The following is a 16,161-nucleotide window of genomic DNA, read 5'->3' on the forward strand; positions in this document are numbered from 1 at the left end:
GGCATGAATATCCTGCTCGTCGGCGCCACCGGCTTTGTCGGTGGCCACTTGCTGCGCGCTCTGCAGCAGGCTGGGCACAGGGTGATCGCGACGTGTCGCAAGCCGGTAAGTCAGGGCTGGCCAGGGGTGCAATGGCAGGCGCTGGATTTGGGCCGGTTGGCTGCCGACCCAGGTTGCTGGGTATTTCCTGAATCGGTCGATTTAGTCATCAATGCGGCGGGATTGCTGAGTGTGGATGCGGCCGAGTTGAGCCGTGTCCAGGATCAGGGCGCCCGCGCGCTGTTTGATCTGGCTGCCCGTCACGGTGTGCGAGTACTGCAAATCTCTGCCCTCGGCGCCTCAGCGCAATCGGATGTGCCATTTCTGGCCAGCAAAGGTGCTGCAGACGACTATCTGCTGAGCCTGGGCGTACCCTCGGTGGTGCTGCGGCCTTCGCTGGTGGTGGGTGAGGGTGGCGCCAGCAGTGCCTGGTTGGCGGGGCTGTCGCCCTGGCCGTTGATTCCCTTGCTGGACCTCAACGCTCAACTGCAGCCGGTGCATATCGACGACCTGGTCGGCGCGGTGCTGGCCTTGTTGCGCCAGTGGCCGGCCGAATCCATGGTACTGCCGTTGGTGGGGCCGGAGCCGATGCGGCTTGCTCAAGTCATTGACCACCTGCGCGTCGCTCAAGGCTGGCGCCCAGGCCGCTACCTGCAAGCGCCATTGCTGGGGTTGGGCGGCTGGCTGGGTGATCGCCTGGGCTGGCGCGCCTTGAACTCACAAAGCATCGCCCTGGCCCAGCGGGATAATGTCGCCGACCCCGAGGTGCTGGCGTCGGTTTGCGGCTACACCGCCGCGCCGCTTGCCTCACGCCTGCACGGCTGGCCCACGGCGGCCCAAAGCAGCCAGCGCACCCTCCGCCCGCTGATGCTGTCGGTATTGGTGCTGATTTGGCTGGGCACGGCGGCGGTCTGCGTGGGGCCGGGTTACGCCTGGGGCTTGCGCATCATGGCCGAGGCCGGTGTGCAGGGCATTTGGGCGACACTGGCCGTCATCGCCGGTGCGGTGTGTGATGGCCTGTTGGGCCTGGGGTTGCTGGTTGCGCGCTGGCGCAGGCTGGCGTTGATCCTGCAATTGCTGTTGATGGGCAGTTATACCGTGATTATCAGCATAGTCCTGCCCCATTACTGGTTTGATCCCTACGCGGCAGTCGCCAAAAATCTGGTACTCATGGTGGCGACCCTTTGGCTCCTCTGGATTGAGCCTTTTTCGACTGAGCCCCGCCGATGAACACTTACCTGTTGTTGAAAACCCTGCATATCCTGTCCTCGACCATCCTGTTCGGCCTGGGGGCGGGCTCGGCGTATTACGCCTTACGCGCCTGGCGCAGCGGCAAGGTGGAAGTGATCGCGGTTACCTTCAAACACCTGGTGTTCGCGGATTGGGCGTTTACCACGACCACGGCGGTTTTTCAGCCGTTGAGTGGCATCGGCCTGATGTATCTGGCGGGCTGGTCGATGCAGCAGAGCTGGTTGCAGTGGACGTTCGCGTTGTACGTGCTGGCGGGTGTCTGCTGGCTGCCGGTGGTGTGGCTGCAGATTCGTGTGCACAAGATGGCGGAGCAGGCGTTGCGCGATGGCACGGCGATGCCGATCAAGGCCGCGACTTATATGCGCTGGTGGTTTGGCCTGGGCTGGCCGGCGTTTCTGGCGTTTCTGGTGATTTTCTATTTGATGGTGGCCAAGCCGATGTAGGGCTTGGGATCGAGGTGATTTCATCGCAGGCAAGCCAGCTCCCACATTTGACCGAGTTCCAACATGAGAATGTGGTCAACATGTGGGAGCTGGCTTGCCTGCGATGGCGTCATCAGCCGCGCAGGGTAATCACCGGCCAGCCACGCTTCTCGGCTTCAGCGCGCAAATTCGGGTCCGGATCCACCGCCACCGCATGCGCCACCTGCTCCAGCAACGGCAAGTCATTCATCGAATCGCTATAGAAGTAGCTGTCTTCCAGGCTGTACCCGGTTTCTTCCAGCCAACGGTTCAGGCGCGTCACTTTGCCTTCACGGAAGCACGGGATATCGGTGCTGCGCCCGGTATACCGGCCGTTTTCCATCTCGCATTCAGTGGCGATCAGGGTTTCAACCCCGAGCAGTTCGGCAATCGGCGCAGTCACGAAGCGGTTGGTGGCGGTGATGATCACCAGTTTGTCGCCAGCGGCGCGGTGCTTGGCCAGCAGTTCCACGGCGAGCGGCAGCATCAGCGGATTGATGCAGTCGCGCATGAAGTCGCGGTGCCATTCGTCGAGCTGGGCCATCTCGGTGCGGCCAAGGATTTCCAGGCTGAAGTTCAGGTAGGCGGCGTTGTCGAGCTTGCCGGCCAGGTAATCCTGGTAGAACTCGTCGTTGCGGGCTTTGTAGGCCACCGGGTCAAGAATCCCACGCTCACACAGGTAATCGCCCCACGCGTGATCGCTGTCACCGCCGAGAAGGGTGTTGTCCAAGTCGAATAAAGCCAGGCGCATTGCAGTTACTCGCTGAAAAGTCTGTAAAAAGGCGTCCAGAATACGGTCTTTTCACAAGAGTGCACATAAGGTAAGAAGCCTCGTTGCCGCTGGAACAACCTTTGTGGAACAATGCGACGACATGCGTTTGCGAGGTTGTTGCCGTGATCGACCCCGATGGTTTCCGTCCTAATGTCGGGATTATTCTTACGAATGATGCCGGACAGGTGCTATGGGCTCGCCGAATCAACCAAGATGCCTGGCAGTTTCCTCAAGGCGGAATCAACCCCGACGAAACCCCTGAAGACGCCTTGTACCGTGAGTTGAATGAAGAAGTCGGCCTTGAGCGCGAAGATGTGCAAATTCTGGCCTGTACCCGTGGCTGGTTGCGCTATCGTTTGCCGCAACGCCTGGTGCGTACCCACAGCCAACCGCTGTGCATCGGCCAGAAGCAGAAATGGTTTCTTTTGCGCCTGATCTCCAACGAGCAGCGGGTGCGGATGGATTTGACCGGTAAACCGGAGTTCGATGGCTGGCGCTGGGTCAGCTATTGGTACCCGTTGGGCCAGGTGGTGACATTCAAGCGCGAGGTTTATCGTCGCGCTCTCAAAGAGCTTGCCCCGCGCCTTTTAGCGCGCGACTGACGACGGAGTTCGACCCCGAGCCATGCTCAATACGCTGCGCAAGATCGTCCAGGAAGTTAACTCCGCCAAGGATCTCAAGGCGGCGTTGGGGATTATTGTGTTGCGCGTCAAGGAAGCCATGGGCAGCCAGGTCTGCTCGGTTTACCTGCTGGACCCAGAGACCAACCGTTTTGTGCTGATGGCCACCGAGGGCTTGAACAAGCGCTCCATCGGCAAGGTCAGCATGGCGCCCAATGAAGGTCTGGTGGGCCTGGTGGGGACGCGTGAAGAACCCCTGAACCTTGAAAACGCGGCCGATCACCCGCGTTATCGCTACTTTGCCGAAACCGGTGAAGAGCGCTATGCCTCGTTCCTCGGCGCACCGATCATTCACCACCGCCGCGTCGTCGGCGTGTTGGTCATTCAGCAAAAAGAGCGTCGCCAGTTCGACGAAGGTGAAGAAGCCTTCCTCGTGACCATGAGCGCGCAGCTTGCCGGGGTTATTGCCCACGCTGAGGCGACCGGCTCGATCCGTGGCCTGGGCCGTCAGGGCAAGGGCATCCAGGAAGCCAAGTTCGTCGGCGTGCCAGGTTCACCGGGCGCTGCGGTCGGTACGGCGGTGGTCATGCTGCCGCCGGCCGACCTCGATGTGGTGCCGGACAAGACCGTCGATGACATCGACGCTGAAATCAAACTGTTCAAGACCGCCCTGGAAGGCGTGCGCGCCGACATGCGCAACCTGTCGACCAAGCTGGCCACGCAACTGCGCCCCGAAGAGCGCGCGCTGTTCGACGTGTACCAGATGATGCTCGACGACGCGTCCCTGGGCAACGAAGTCAAAACCGTGATCAAGACCGGCCAGTGGGCCCAGGGCGCGTTGCGCCAGGTGGTCACCGATCACGTCAACCGTTTCGAATTGATGGACGACGCCTACCTGCGTGAGCGTGCCTCGGATGTGCGCGACCTCGGCCGCCGTCTGCTGGCCTACCTGCAGGAAGACCGCACCACCAACCTGGTTTACCCCGACAACACCATCCTGATCAGTGAAGAACTGACCGCCACCATGCTCGGCGAAGTGCCAGAGGGCAAACTGGTGGGTTTGGTCTCGGTATTGGGTTCGGGTAACTCCCACGTCGCGATCCTGGCTCGGGCCATGGGTATTCCGACGGTAATGGGCCTGGTGGACCTGCCGTATTCCAAGGTCGACGGCATCGACATGATCGTCGACGGCCATCGTGGCGAAGTCTTTACCAACCCCAGCGAGCTGTTGCGCAAGCAATACGCCGAGGTGGTGGAAGAAGAGAAACAACTGGCGCTGGGCCTCGATTCGTTGCGCGAGCTGCCCTGCGTAACCCTCGATGGCCACCGTGTGCCGCTGCTGGTCAACACCGGCTTGCTGGCCGATGTGGCCCGTGCGCAACAGCGCGGCGCCGAAGGTGTGGGGCTGTACCGCACCGAAGTGCCGTTCATGATCAACCAGCGTTTCCCGAGCGAGAAGGAGCAGCTGGCGATTTATCGCGAGCAACTGTCCGCCTTCCACCCGTTACCGGTGACGATGCGCAGCCTGGACATCGGCGGCGACAAGTCACTGTCGTATTTCCCGATCAAGGAAGACAACCCCTTCCTTGGCTGGCGCGGCATCCGTGTAACCCTCGACCACCCTGAAATTTTCCTCGTCCAGACCCGCGCCATGCTCAAGGCCAGCGAAGGCCTGAACAACCTGCGCATCCTGCTGCCGATGATCTCCGGCACGCACGAGCTGGAAGAAGCGCTGCATCTTATCCACCGCGCCTGGGGCGAAGTGCGCGACGAAGGCGCCGACGTGCCCATGCCACCGATTGGTGTGATGATCGAAATCCCGGCGGCGGTGTACCAGGCCAAAGAACTGGCGCGGCAGGTGGACTTCCTGTCGGTCGGCTCCAACGACCTGACCCAATACCTGCTGGCCGTGGACCGCAACAACCCTCGGGTGGCCGATCTCTACGACTACCTGCACCCGGCGGTGCTGCAAGCCTTGCAACATGTGGTGCGCGACGCCCATGCCGAAGGCAAGCCGGTGAGCATCTGCGGCGAAATGGCCGGCGACCCGGCGGCAGCGGTGCTGTTGATGGCGATGGGCTTTGACAGCTTGTCGATGAACGCCACCAACTTGCCGAAGGTGAAGTGGATGTTGCGCCAGGTTGAACTGAGCATGGCCAAGGACCTGCTGGCCGAGTTGATGACCATCGACAACCCGCAAGTTATCCACAGCTCGCTGCAACTGGCGCTGAAGAACCTGGGGCTGACGCGGATGATCAACCCGGCATCTGCAAAAACCCTGTAGGGCCTGGCGCCGATCAAAATGTGGGAGCGGGCTTGCCCGCGAATGCGGTATATCAGACACAAATTCAGTGCCTGACACTCCGCATTCACGAGCAAGCCCGCTCCCACATTAGTTTTGCGGTATGGCTAAATGCTCAGCTCGACCTCTCCCAGCCGCCCACCCAGTGGCCCAAAACTACGCTCCACCATCTGTCTCGATCCATCGGCATTCACAATCAGCGCCGTACTCGCCCGCGTCCCATAACTGGGGCTGGCAATAAACACGCTGGACAGCAGGCTTTCGGTCGCCAAGCCCACGCCGGTGTCCGGCAAGTCGGCGAATGGTGCGGTCTGCGGGTCGCTCAAAATATCCAGCAAGGCCTGTGGCTGTGGGCGCTCCAGCAATTCACTCAGCGCCGCCCTGGCTTTGAGCAATTTGGGCCAGGGCGTATTCAGCCCGGCATTCGACAGCCCATAAACCCCAGCCTCCAACCGCGTAGGCTCAGTCTCATTGGCGTTGTAATGCCATAGCTCATCCCGCGTACCCACCAGCAGGTTAAAGCCGGAATATTCAATCGAACGGCCGTTAACATCCGCTAGATAGTCGTCAATTGGCAGCGATCCACTGAGAAAACGCGCTACCAATTCCCCGCGGGACTTGCGCGCCGGTGGCTGGTGCGGGTCGCGAATATTAGTCAGCGCAGCAAAACGACCGTCGGCGTTCACTCCAAGCCAGGTGCCACCGGCTTCCTGGTCGCGACCGGCGTAGACATGCGGCGCATCCGGCCACTGAGCCAGCGGCAGGCTGGGGCGGGCGTAGAACTCATCACGGTTGGCCGCGACGATCAGCGGCTGGGCGTGGCCCGGCCGCCAGGCGAAAACAATCAGGCACATAGGCGTTCCCTTTGTGTTTTGCTCACTCTACCCATACAACGGATGGCTATCCATCGTATCGAAGTTGGGCCGAGCGCCTTCCATCCGTTAACATGCCGGGCTACTGGGCGCTTCTGAACTTCTTAATTTGAAATTGCGGCTGTAACGCAGGCTTAATCCCACACCGGCATGGTCCGGTGCGCCATGACTAATGATTTAACGAGGAGTCGCAATGCTGCCTTACCCGCAGATCAACCCGGTGGCCGTGGCCATCGGTCCGCTGCAAATCCACTGGTACGGGTTGATGTACCTGATCGGCATCGGCGGTGCCTGGCTGCTGGCTTCCCGGCGCTTGAACCGTTTCGACCCGACCTGGACCAAGGAGAAGCTCTCCGACATGGTCTTCTGGATGTCGATGGGCGTGATCGTCGGCGGACGCCTCGGGTATGTGCTGTTCTACGATCTTCCGGCATATATCGCCAACCCGACCCTGATATTCGAAGTGTGGAAGGGCGGCATGGCGTTCCACGGTGGCTTTGTGGGTGTGATGATCGCCGCGTGGTGGTTCGGCCGCCGCAACGGCAAGTCGTTCTTCCAACTGATGGACTTCGTCGCACCGTTCGTGCCGATTGGCCTGGGCGCCGGGCGTATCGGTAACTTCATCAACGCCGAGTTGTGGGGCAAGCCGAGCGACGTGCCGTGGGCCATGGTGTTCCCACCCTTCAGCGACCCGGCGCAACTGCCGCGCCACCCGTCGCAGCTCTACCAGTTCGCCCTGGAAGGTGTGGCACTGTTCCTGATTCTTTATATCTTCTCGCGCAAGCCACGCCCAACCATGGCGGTTTCCGGCATGTTTGCGTTGTTCTACGGGATCTTCCGCTTCATCGTCGAGTTCGTCCGCGTGCCGGATGCGCAGCTGGGCTACCTGGCGTGGGGCTGGTTGACCATGGGTCAGATCCTCAGCATGCCGATGATCCTGGCGGGCCTGGGCCTGCTGTGGTGGGCGTACAATCGCCCGCAAGGCATCAAGAACGCCGCGCTTTAAATTCGAATGCCGAGGCTTTTGCGAGCCTCGGCTTCTTTGATACGGGTAAAAACATGAAGCAATATCTCGAACTACTGAACGACGTCGTGACCAATGGATTGACCAAGGGCGATCGCACCGGCACCGGCACCAAGGCCGTGTTTGCCCGTCAGTATCGGCATAACTTGGCCGACGGCTTCCCGCTGCTGACCACCAAGAAGCTTCATTTCAAAAGCATCGCCAACGAATTGATCTGGATGTTGAGTGGCAATACCAACATCAAGTGGCTGAACGAAAACGGCGTGAAAATCTGGGACGAATGGGCCACCGAAGACGGCGACCTCGGCCCGGTGTACGGCGAGCAGTGGACCGCCTGGCCCACCAAGGACGGCGGCACCATCAACCAGATCGACTACATGGTCGACACGTTGAAGAACAACCCCAACAGCCGTCGCATCCTGTTCCACGGCTGGAACGTCGAATACCTGCCGGACGAAACCAAGAGCCCGCAGGAAAACGCGCGCAACGGCAAGCAAGCCCTGCCGCCGTGCCACCTGCTGTACCAGGCGTTTGTGCATGACGGCCATCTGTCGATGCAGTTGTACATCCGCAGCTCCGACGTATTCCTCGGCCTGCCGTACAACACCGCCGCACTGGCGTTGCTGACCCACATGCTGGCCCAGCAATGCGACCTGATCCCGCACGAGATCATCGTCACCACCGGTGACACCCACGCCTATAGCAACCATATGGAACAGATCCGCACCCAGCTGGCGCGCACGCCGAAGAAGCTGCCGGAGCTGGTGATCAAGCGTAAGCCGGCGTCGATTTATGACTACAAGTTCGAAGACTTCGAGATTGTGGGCTACGACGCCGATCCGAGCATCAAGGCTGACGTCGCCATCTAAAGCCTGTCTCGGTTAAAAATGTGGGAGCTGGCTTGCCTGCGATAGCGGAGTATCAGGCGATACAAATGCCTCTGATCCACCGCTATCGCAGGCAAGCCAGCTCCCACAGTTGTTTTGTGTGTGCCTTAATGCCCGTGGCTTCTGCCCACGTGCGAAGGCTCCGCCTCGCTGGCCGCCACACTGCCGCTGACTTCCAGCCGCTGCAAAATCCCGCACTGGTCCAGATCCGGCCCGCCGCCACAGCGTTGGCGCAGGTCGAGCAATTGCACCTGCAACGCCAACAGCCCATCGATCCGCGCTTTCACATGGTGGATATGCTCGTCGATCAACGCATTCACGCTCTCGCACTGGTCCTGCGGGCTGTCGCGTAGCCCCAGCAGGCTGCGGATTTCTTCAAGTGTCATGTCCAGGCTGCGACAGTTGCGGATAAAGATCAGCCGTTCGGTGTGCGCCTGGGTGTACATGCGATAGTTGGCATCGGTGCGTGCCGGGGGCGGCAGCAGGCCTTCTTTCTCGTAATAACGGATGGTTTCCACCTGACAATCGGTCAGTTTGGCCAATTCGCCGATCTTCATCGCAGCAATCTCCAAATGGGTGCTTGACCCTATAGTGGCTACAGGGTCTTTACTTGGCAACAGGCACCTTTACGGACGCGACAGAATGAGCGATTCCATCCACACCCCGAAAAAACATGACCATCCGCACGATCATGATCATGACCATAGCTCCGAACATAGCCACGAGCATGGCGCCAAGCTGACGCCGGTCAAAAAGCATGATCATGGCAGCCACGGCGATTCCTGCTGTTCCAGCAAGGCAGCGCCTGCCGTGGTCACGCTGAGCGAAGCGCCGACAGCCGGCTCGCGCCTGAGCACTTTCCGCATCGAAGCCATGGACTGCCCCACCGAGCAGACGCTGATCCAGAACAAACTGGGCAAGCTCGCCGGTGTGCAGCAGCTGGAATTCAACCTGATCAACCGCATCCTTGGCGTCACCCATGACCTGCCGAGCACTGCGCCGATCATCGCGGCCATCAAATCCATCGGCATGCAGGCCGACCCCATTGAAGAAGGTACGCCTGCTGCCGCGCCGCCTGCCAAGAAACATTGGTGGCCGTTGGCAGTGTCCGGCGTAGGCGCATTGGGCGCCGAAGTGCTGCATTTCACCGGTGTAGCACCGACTTGGGTGATCGCCCTGGTGGCGCTGGTGTCGATCCTCAGTGGCGGCCTCACCACCTATAAAAAGGGCTGGATCGCCCTGAAAAACCTCAACCTGAACATCAACGCGCTGATGAGCATCGCGGTGACCGGCGCGATCCTGATCGGCCAGTGGCCGGAAGCGGCCATGGTGATGTTCCTGTTCACGGTGGCCGAGCTGATCGAAGCCAAGTCACTGGACCGTGCGCGTAATGCCATCAGCGGCTTGATGCAAATGACCCCGGAACAGGCCACGGTGCAGCAGGCCGACGGTTCGTGGCTTGAACAGGAAGTAAAAAGCATTGAATTAGGCGCGATCGTGCGGGTAAAACCCGGCGAGCGCATTGGCTTGGACGGTGAAGTCACTGCCGGCCAATCCACCATTGATCAGGCGCCGATCACCGGCGAAAGCCTGCCGATTGAAAAGACCGTGGGCGATAAAGTCTTCGCCGGCACCATCAACCAGGCCGGTTCCCTTGAATACAAGGTCACCGCTGCAGCTAACAATTCCACCCTGGCGCGCATCATTCATGCGGTCGAGCAGGCCCAAGGCGCACGGGCGCCGACCCAGCGCTTTGTCGACAGCTTCTCGAAAATCTACACCCCGGCAGTCTTCCTGTTTGCCTTGGGCGTGGCGATTATCCCGCCGCTGTTCATGGCCGGCGTGTGGTTCGACTGGATCTACCGCGCCCTCGTATTGCTGGTGGTCGCGTGCCCATGCGCCCTGGTGATTTCCACCCCGGTGACCATCGTCAGCGGCCTGGCGGCTGCGGCGCGCAAGGGCATCCTGATCAAGGGCGGCGTGTACCTGGAGGGCGGTTACAAGCTCGACTACCTGGCCCTCGACAAGACCGGCACCATCACCCACGGCAAACCGGTGCAAACCGATTACCTGGCACTGTTCCCCAATGTCGAAGACAGCGCACCCGCCCTGGCGGCCAGCCTGGCCGGGCGCTCCGACCACCCGGTATCGCTGGCCATCGCCAAGGCAGCTGTGGATAAAAATCTGCCAAGCCACGTTGTGGATAACTTCGAGGCGCTGCCAGGTCGCGGTGTGCGTGGCGACATCAACGGCGAAACCTACCACCTGGGCAACCACCGTCTGGTGGAAGACCTGGGCCTGTGCTCGCCGGCACTGGAAGAAAAGCTGTTCGCCCTGGAAAAACAAGGCAAGTCCGTGGTGCTGCTGCTCGACAAGTCCGGCCCGCTGGCGTTGTTCGCCGTGGCCGACACAGTAAAAGACAGCAGCCGCGAGGCTATCCAGCAATTGCATGAGCTGGGCATCAAGACCCTGATGCTCACCGGCGACAACACCCACACTGCCCAGGCGATTGCGGCGCAGGTTGGTATCGATCAGGCCCAGGGCGACCTGCTGCCCACCGACAAACTGCAAGCCATCGAAACCCTCTACGGCCAAGGCCGCCGGGTAGGCATGGTCGGCGATGGCATCAACGACGCTCCGGCCCTGGCCCGCGCCGAAATCGGCTTCGCCATGGCCGCAGCCGGCACCGACACGGCAATCGAGACCGCCGACGTGGCGTTGATGGACGATGATCTACGCAAGATTCCGGCATTCATTCGTCTGTCGCGGCAAACGTCGAGTATCCTCAAGCAGAACATCGCCCTGGCGTTGGTGATCAAGGCGATCTTCCTGGCAGTCACCTTCCTCGGCATGGCGACCATGTGGATGGCGGTGTTCGCGGACATGGGCGTGAGCCTGCTGGTGGTGTTCAATGGTCTGCGCCTGTTGCGCAAATAGAGGATGAGAGGGCGGTGTGCTGAGTGCTGAGTTAAAGGCGTTTTTTATGGTCGCCCGCCTGGGCAGCATTACCCAGGCGGCGAAAAAACTCGGCTTGAGCCAGCCCACCGTCACCACCCAGATTCGCAACCTCGAAAGCCAATACGGTGTTGAGCTGTTCTACCGCGGCGGGCGCCGCCTCACCGTCAGCGACGACGGCGCGCGCTTGCTGCCGATGGTCAAGGTGCTGTTGCAGCAGGAAGCCGATATCGAGTTTTTCCTGCGCAATACTGGCCAGGTCCAAGGCGCCTTGAGGATTGCCGCCACGGCGCCGTACTACATCCTCGATCTGGTCAAAGCCTTTCGCGAACGCCTGCCCCATGTCGACGTCTCGGTGGAAATCGGCAATTCCCAACAGGTGCTCGAAGCACTGGACGATTACCGCGTCGATGTTGCCGCCTCCTCGCAACTGCTCGAAGACCCACGCCTGATCCGCCGCGTGCTGGGCACCGACCCGCTGGTGCTGGCGGTGCATCGTAATCATCCCCTGGCCAAGCTTGAACATGTGCCGTTGAGCGCGCTCGCCGGGCATACCTTGCTGATGCGCGAAGCCGGCTCCACCACGCGGCGGCTGACTGAAGAGATGTTGCAGGGCGCCGGCGTGAGTTACGGGCCGTTGCTGGAAATCGGCAGCCGCGAGTCGATTCGCGAAGCGGTGTTGCGCAATATCGGCATCAGTATTATCGCCCGTCAGGAAGTACCCCATGATCCACAACTGCGCGTGCTGACTATCGAGAATGCACCGCAGATTCCCGAGTATTTGTACTGCCTCAAGGAGCGCAAAGGTGCACGGTTGCCGGCGGCGTTTCTGGGGTTGGCGCAGGAAATGTCGCCGCTCTGAAGTGCTGTGCTGGCCTTTGAATCGCCATCGCAGGCAAGCCAGCTCCCACCTTTAAATGTATTCACATATCTAAATGTGGGAGCTGGCTTGCCTGCGATGAGGCCCGCCCCGACACCACACCGCTGAAGTCCTACACAAATCCACCAATACCACTATCACCGCCTTTTGCCTTTCTGCCACAAGAGGGACGCATTGCCCGCCTAGCATGGCCTTCATCAGTTCGATGAGGTGCCTTGCATGAACACAGCCCTGACCCAACCCGGCGCGCCAATGAAGGTGCGCGGTATCCAGAAACGCTTCGGCGCCTTCACCGCGCTGGACAACGTGTCCCTGGAAGTCGCGGCCGGCGAGCTGGTGTGCCTGCTGGGCCCGTCCGGCTGCGGCAAGACCACCTTGCTGCGCTGCATCGCCGGCCTGGAGCGCCAGGACAGCGGTGAACTTTACCTGGGCAACCGCGATGTTTCCCTGCTGCCGCCGCAGGCGCGGGACTACGGCATTCTGTTCCAGTCCTACGCGCTGTTTCCCAACCTGACCGTCGAAGCGAACATCGGCTACGGCCTTACCGGCAGTGGTCGCGACGAAGTGCGCAAGCGCGTCGGGCAGATGCTTGAGCTGGTCGGCCTGGTCGGCAGCGAAAAAAAGTACCCCGGCCAACTCTCCGGCGGCCAACAACAGCGCGTCGCCCTGGCCCGCGCCCTGGCACCGGCGCCATCGCTGCTGCTGCTGGATGAACCCATGTCGGCCCTCGACGCCCGTGTGCGTGAGCATCTGTGTACCGAGCTGCGCCAATTGCAACGGCGCCTGGGCATCACCACGCTGATGGTCACCCACAACCAGGACGAGGCCATGCTGATGGCCGACCGCATTGCCGTGATGAACAACGGCAAGGTCGAGCAGTACGCCACGCCCCAGGAAATCTACGACCGCCCGGCCACGCCGTTTGTGGCGGAGTTTGTCGGCCAGGGTAACTGGCTGCCGTTCAGTCGCAGCAGTGACAGCCATGCCCAGGTCGGCGGCTTGCACATGCGCCTGGATGACAGCGCCAGCAAGGCCAGGTCCGGCCGCTTGTTCTGCCGCCCGGAAGCGATCAGCGTCAACCCGTTGGTGCATGAAGAAAACCTGTTCCCGGCCAAGGTCCGCGAGATCACCTTCCTCGGCAATCGCTGCCGCATGAGCTTTGAGCTGGAGCAATTGCCTGGCCACCCGCTGTTGGCCGAACTGGCCCCCGAAGCCATGCCGCGCCTGGGCGCCCAGGATATCTGGGTGGCCTTGCCGCCGCGCAGCCTGCAGGTGTTTGCCTGAGATGGCTGCTGATATGAGTCTGCCGATACCCGACCACGTGGCTCGTCAGGTTTCCCGCGCTGAGCTTGGCGACCGCCTCTTCGTGGTCGGCGGCAAGTTGCTTTGGTTACTCCTGCTGGGCATGGCGGTGTTGTTGCCCCTGCTGGCGATCTTCTGGCGCGGCTTCAGCAGCGAAGCCGGGCAGGGCGGCGGGCTGGTCGCCGCGCGGGAACTGGTGACCAGCGAAAACTTCCATTGGCTGTTGGGCAATAGCCTGAAAGTGTCCCTCAGCGTGGCGGCCATCGTCGTACCGCTGGCCTACCTGTTTGCCTACGCACTGCAACGCACGCTGATCCCCGGCAAGCCAATCTGGCGCGGCCTGTCACTGCTGCCATTGATGGCCCCGTCGATGTTGCCGGGTATCGCGCTGGTCTATCTGTTCGGTAACCAAGGCATGTTGCGCGGCTTGCTCTCGGACAATATCTACGGCTTCTGGGGCATTGTGCTGGGTGAAGTGATCTACACATTCCCACACGCCCTGATGATTCTGCTGTCGGCGCTGTCCCTGGCGGATGCGCGCCTGTTCGATGCCGCCTCCAGTATGGGCGCAAGCTCCGCCAGGGCGTTTCGCAGCATTACCTGGCCGGCCACGCGCCAGGCGGTATTCGCGGCGTTTTGCCTGGTGTTCACCCTGACGATCACCGACTTCGGCGTGCCCGTGGTGGTGGGTGGCGATTATCAGGTGTTGGCGCTGGAAGCCTACAAGGCGGTGGTCGGCCAGCAACAGTTCGGTCGCGGCGCCTTGATCGGCATGGTGTTGTTGCTGCCGGCGCTGTTCAGCTTTGCTGTGGATGCCTGGCTGCGCCGCCGTCATGGTGACGCCATGAGCGGCCGCGCCCAGGTGTTCCAACCCGCGCCGTCGCGCTTAAGGGATGGCTGCTACCTGGCGATTGTGCTGTTGATTTGCGCCGTGTTGCTGCTGGTGTTCGGCATGGCGGTGTACTCCTCGCTGGTGAAGTTCTGGCCGTACAACCTGTCGTTATCGCTCAATCACTACCAATTTGAAGACACGGCCGGTGGCGGCTGGCTGGCCTATCGCAACAGCCTGACCATGGCCCTGTGCACCGCGCTGATCGGCAGCGTGCTGATCTTCACCGGCGCCTACCTGATGGAAAAGACCAAAGGCCAGAAAGGCCTGAACCTGGCGCTGCGCATGCTAAGCTTTGTGCCGATGGCCGTGCCGGGCTTGGTGCTGGGCCTGGGTTACGTGTTCTTCTTCAACCTCAACGGCAACCCGCTGCATGTGTTCTACGGCACCATGACGTTGCTGGTGGTGTGCACCATTGCGCACTACCTGACCACCGCGCAAATGACCGCAACCACCGCGCTGCGCCAGTTGGATGCCGAGTTCGAAGCCGCCGCGCTGTCCCTCAAGGCGCCGCTGTACCGCCACTATCTGCGCGTCACCGTGCCGATCTGCCTGCCTGCGTTGCTGGACATTGTGCGCTACCTGTTTGTGTCGGCGATGACCACCGTGTCCGCTGCGATCTTCCTCTACAGCCCCGACACCATCCTCGCCGCCGTCGCCGTGTTGAACATGGACGACGCCGGCAATGTGGGCGGCGCTGCGGCCATGTCGACTCTGATCCTGTTCACCTCGGCCGGCGTCTCGCTGCTGCTGGCGTGGGCCTCACGTGGCGCTTTACGCCGCTCCCAAGCCTGGCGCCAAACCGCGCCCGGCCAATAAAAATCCCTGAAGGAGGTGCTCCATGTTCAAGCCCTTGGCCCTGGCCGCTGCTCTGCTCAGCGCATTCAGCCTGAATGCCTTTGCCGCCAAAACCGAATTGACGGTGTACACGGCCCTCGAAGCCGAGCAGTTGAAGACCTACAAACAGGCCTTCGAAAAAGCCAACCCGGATATCGACATCAAGTGGGTGCGTGACTCCACCGGTATCATCACCGCCAAACTGCTGGCCGAAAAAGCCCGCCCGCAGGCTGACGTGGTGTGGGGGTTGGCCGCGTCCAGCCTGGCGATCCTCGATCAGCAGGGCATGCTGGATAACTATGCGCCCAAGGATCTGGACAAGATCGGCAAAAACTACCGCGACGCCGCTAACCCACCGGCCTGGGTCGGCATGGACGTGTGGGCTGCGACCATTTGCTTCAACACCGTTGAAGCCGAGAAACAAGGCCTGACCAAGCCGGTGAGCTGGCAAGACCTGACCAAGCCTGAGTACAAGGGCAAGATCGTGATGCCCAACCCGGCGTCGTCCGGCACCGGCTTTCTGGATGTGAGCGCCTGGCTGCAGACCTTCGGCGAGAAGCAGGGCTGGCAGTACATGGACGACCTGCACCAGAACATCGGCCAGTACGTTCACTCCGGCTCCAAGCCGTGCAAGCTGGCGGCTTCCGGGGAATTCCCGATTGGTATTTCGTTTGAATACCCGGCCGTGCAGCTCAAGCGTCAAGGCGCGCCGTTGGACATCATCCTGCCCAAAGAGGGCCTGGGCTGGGACATCGAAGCGACTGCCGTGATCAAGGGCACCAGCCACGCCGATGCGGCGAAAAAACTTGCCGACTTCTCCGCCAGCCCCGCTGCGATGGAGCTGTACAAGGACAACTTCGCCGTCCTCGCTCAGCCGGGTATCGCCAAGCCACAGACCGAATTGCCGGCTGACTACGAACAGCGCTTGATCAAGAACGACTTCGCCTGGGCTTCGAAAAACCGTGACAGCATCCTGACCGAATGGCGCAAGCGTTATGACGGCAAGTCGGAGAAGGTAGCGGGTCAGTAGGGTTTTCGTTAGGGCTGATGGCCTTTTCGCAGGCAAGCCA

14 protein-coding genes are annotated in these 16,161 nt (G+C 61.2%); 11 read left to right on the top strand and 3 right to left on the bottom strand.

Annotated elements, in window-relative coordinates:
- The first annotated feature begins 3 nt into the window (after positions 1-3).
- Together FFI16_RS28400 and FFI16_RS28405 are read left to right on the top strand one after the other, a co-directional pair.
- Positions 4-1,269, top strand: a complete 1,266-nt coding sequence (locus FFI16_RS28400; protein WP_138813424.1) for an SDR family oxidoreductase — start codon at positions 4-6, stop codon at positions 1,267-1,269.
- A complete protein-coding gene (locus FFI16_RS28405) occupies positions 1,266-1,733 on the top strand; it encodes a DUF2269 domain-containing protein (protein WP_138813425.1) in 468 nt (155 codons plus the stop codon). The genes FFI16_RS28400 and FFI16_RS28405 overlap by 4 nt, the downstream gene beginning before the upstream one ends.
- Positions 1,734-1,845: 112 nt before the next feature.
- On the opposite strand, the gene FFI16_RS28410 is transcribed toward FFI16_RS28405, so the two are convergent.
- The gene (locus FFI16_RS28410) at positions 1,846-2,502 is read right to left on the bottom strand and encodes an HAD family phosphatase (RefSeq protein WP_138813426.1); all 657 of its coding nucleotides are present in this window, start codon (positions 2,500-2,502) and stop codon (positions 1,846-1,848) included.
- Between the two features lie 143 nt (positions 2,503-2,645).
- Between FFI16_RS28410 and FFI16_RS28415 the strand changes: the two genes are divergently transcribed.
- Together FFI16_RS28415 and ptsP are read left to right on the top strand one after the other, a co-directional pair.
- Positions 2,646-3,125, top strand: a complete 480-nt coding sequence (locus FFI16_RS28415) for an RNA pyrophosphohydrolase (protein ID WP_003176750.1) — start codon at positions 2,646-2,648, stop codon at positions 3,123-3,125.
- 22 nt (positions 3,126-3,147) lie between these two features.
- The gene (gene ptsP, locus FFI16_RS28420; protein WP_017139499.1) at positions 3,148-5,427 is read left to right on the top strand and encodes a phosphoenolpyruvate--protein phosphotransferase; all 2,280 of its coding nucleotides are present in this window, start codon (positions 3,148-3,150) and stop codon (positions 5,425-5,427) included.
- A gap of 125 nt (positions 5,428-5,552) precedes the next feature.
- Here ptsP and FFI16_RS28425 read toward each other — a convergent pair whose 3' ends face one another.
- Positions 5,553-6,299 carry an NRDE family protein gene (locus tag FFI16_RS28425; protein ID WP_138813427.1) on the bottom strand — a complete coding sequence of 249 codons (747 nt, stop codon included), beginning with the start codon at positions 6,297-6,299 and terminating at the stop codon, positions 5,553-5,555.
- 211 nt (positions 6,300-6,510) lie between these two features.
- On the opposite strand from FFI16_RS28425, the gene lgt reads away from it, so the two are divergent.
- Positions 6,511-7,323, top strand: coding sequence for a prolipoprotein diacylglyceryl transferase (lgt, locus tag FFI16_RS28430; protein ID WP_017139497.1), 813 nt, complete (start codon positions 6,511-6,513; stop codon positions 7,321-7,323).
- A gap of 53 nt (positions 7,324-7,376) precedes the next feature.
- Positions 7,377-8,210 (top strand): thymidylate synthase, encoded by an 834-nt coding sequence (locus FFI16_RS28435; RefSeq protein WP_017139496.1) that lies wholly within the window; start codon positions 7,377-7,379, stop codon positions 8,208-8,210.
- A 125-nt stretch (positions 8,211-8,335) separates the two neighbouring features.
- Here the strand turns inward: FFI16_RS28435 and cadR are convergent, their stop codons facing one another.
- Positions 8,336-8,785 (bottom strand): Cd(II)/Pb(II)-responsive transcriptional regulator, encoded by a 450-nt coding sequence (cadR, locus tag FFI16_RS28440; protein ID WP_138813428.1) that lies wholly within the window; start codon positions 8,783-8,785, stop codon positions 8,336-8,338.
- An 85-nt stretch (positions 8,786-8,870) separates the two neighbouring features.
- On the opposite strand from cadR, the gene FFI16_RS28445 reads away from it, so the two are divergent.
- The 5 genes from FFI16_RS28445 (at position 8,871) to FFI16_RS28465 (ending at position 16,121) form a co-directional block, all read left to right on the top strand.
- Entirely contained in the window at positions 8,871-11,165 is a 2,295-nt protein-coding gene (locus tag FFI16_RS28445) for a heavy metal translocating P-type ATPase (protein WP_138813429.1), read from the top strand.
- A 16-nt stretch (positions 11,166-11,181) separates the two neighbouring features.
- Positions 11,182-12,045, top strand: coding sequence for a LysR family transcriptional regulator (locus FFI16_RS28450; protein ID WP_056857666.1), 864 nt, complete (start codon positions 11,182-11,184; stop codon positions 12,043-12,045).
- Between the two features lie 237 nt (positions 12,046-12,282).
- Positions 12,283-13,347: a putative 2-aminoethylphosphonate ABC transporter ATP-binding protein gene (locus FFI16_RS28455; protein ID WP_058422030.1), complete on the top strand. Its 1,065-nt coding sequence runs from the start codon at positions 12,283-12,285 to the stop codon at positions 13,345-13,347.
- Between the two features lies 1 nt (position 13,348).
- Complete coding sequence (locus FFI16_RS28460; RefSeq protein WP_138813430.1) at positions 13,349-15,073, top strand: putative 2-aminoethylphosphonate ABC transporter permease subunit; 1,725 nt, start codon at positions 13,349-13,351, stop codon at positions 15,071-15,073.
- A 22-nt stretch (positions 15,074-15,095) separates the two neighbouring features.
- Positions 15,096-16,121 (top strand): putative 2-aminoethylphosphonate ABC transporter substrate-binding protein, encoded by a 1,026-nt coding sequence (locus tag FFI16_RS28465; RefSeq protein WP_138813431.1) that lies wholly within the window; start codon positions 15,096-15,098, stop codon positions 16,119-16,121.
- Positions 16,122-16,161 lie beyond the last annotated feature (40 nt).

Origin of the sequence: Pseudomonas sp. KBS0710 (genome assembly GCF_005938045.2) — a bacterium.
Classification (GTDB): Bacteria; Pseudomonadota; Gammaproteobacteria; order Pseudomonadales; family Pseudomonadaceae; genus Aquipseudomonas.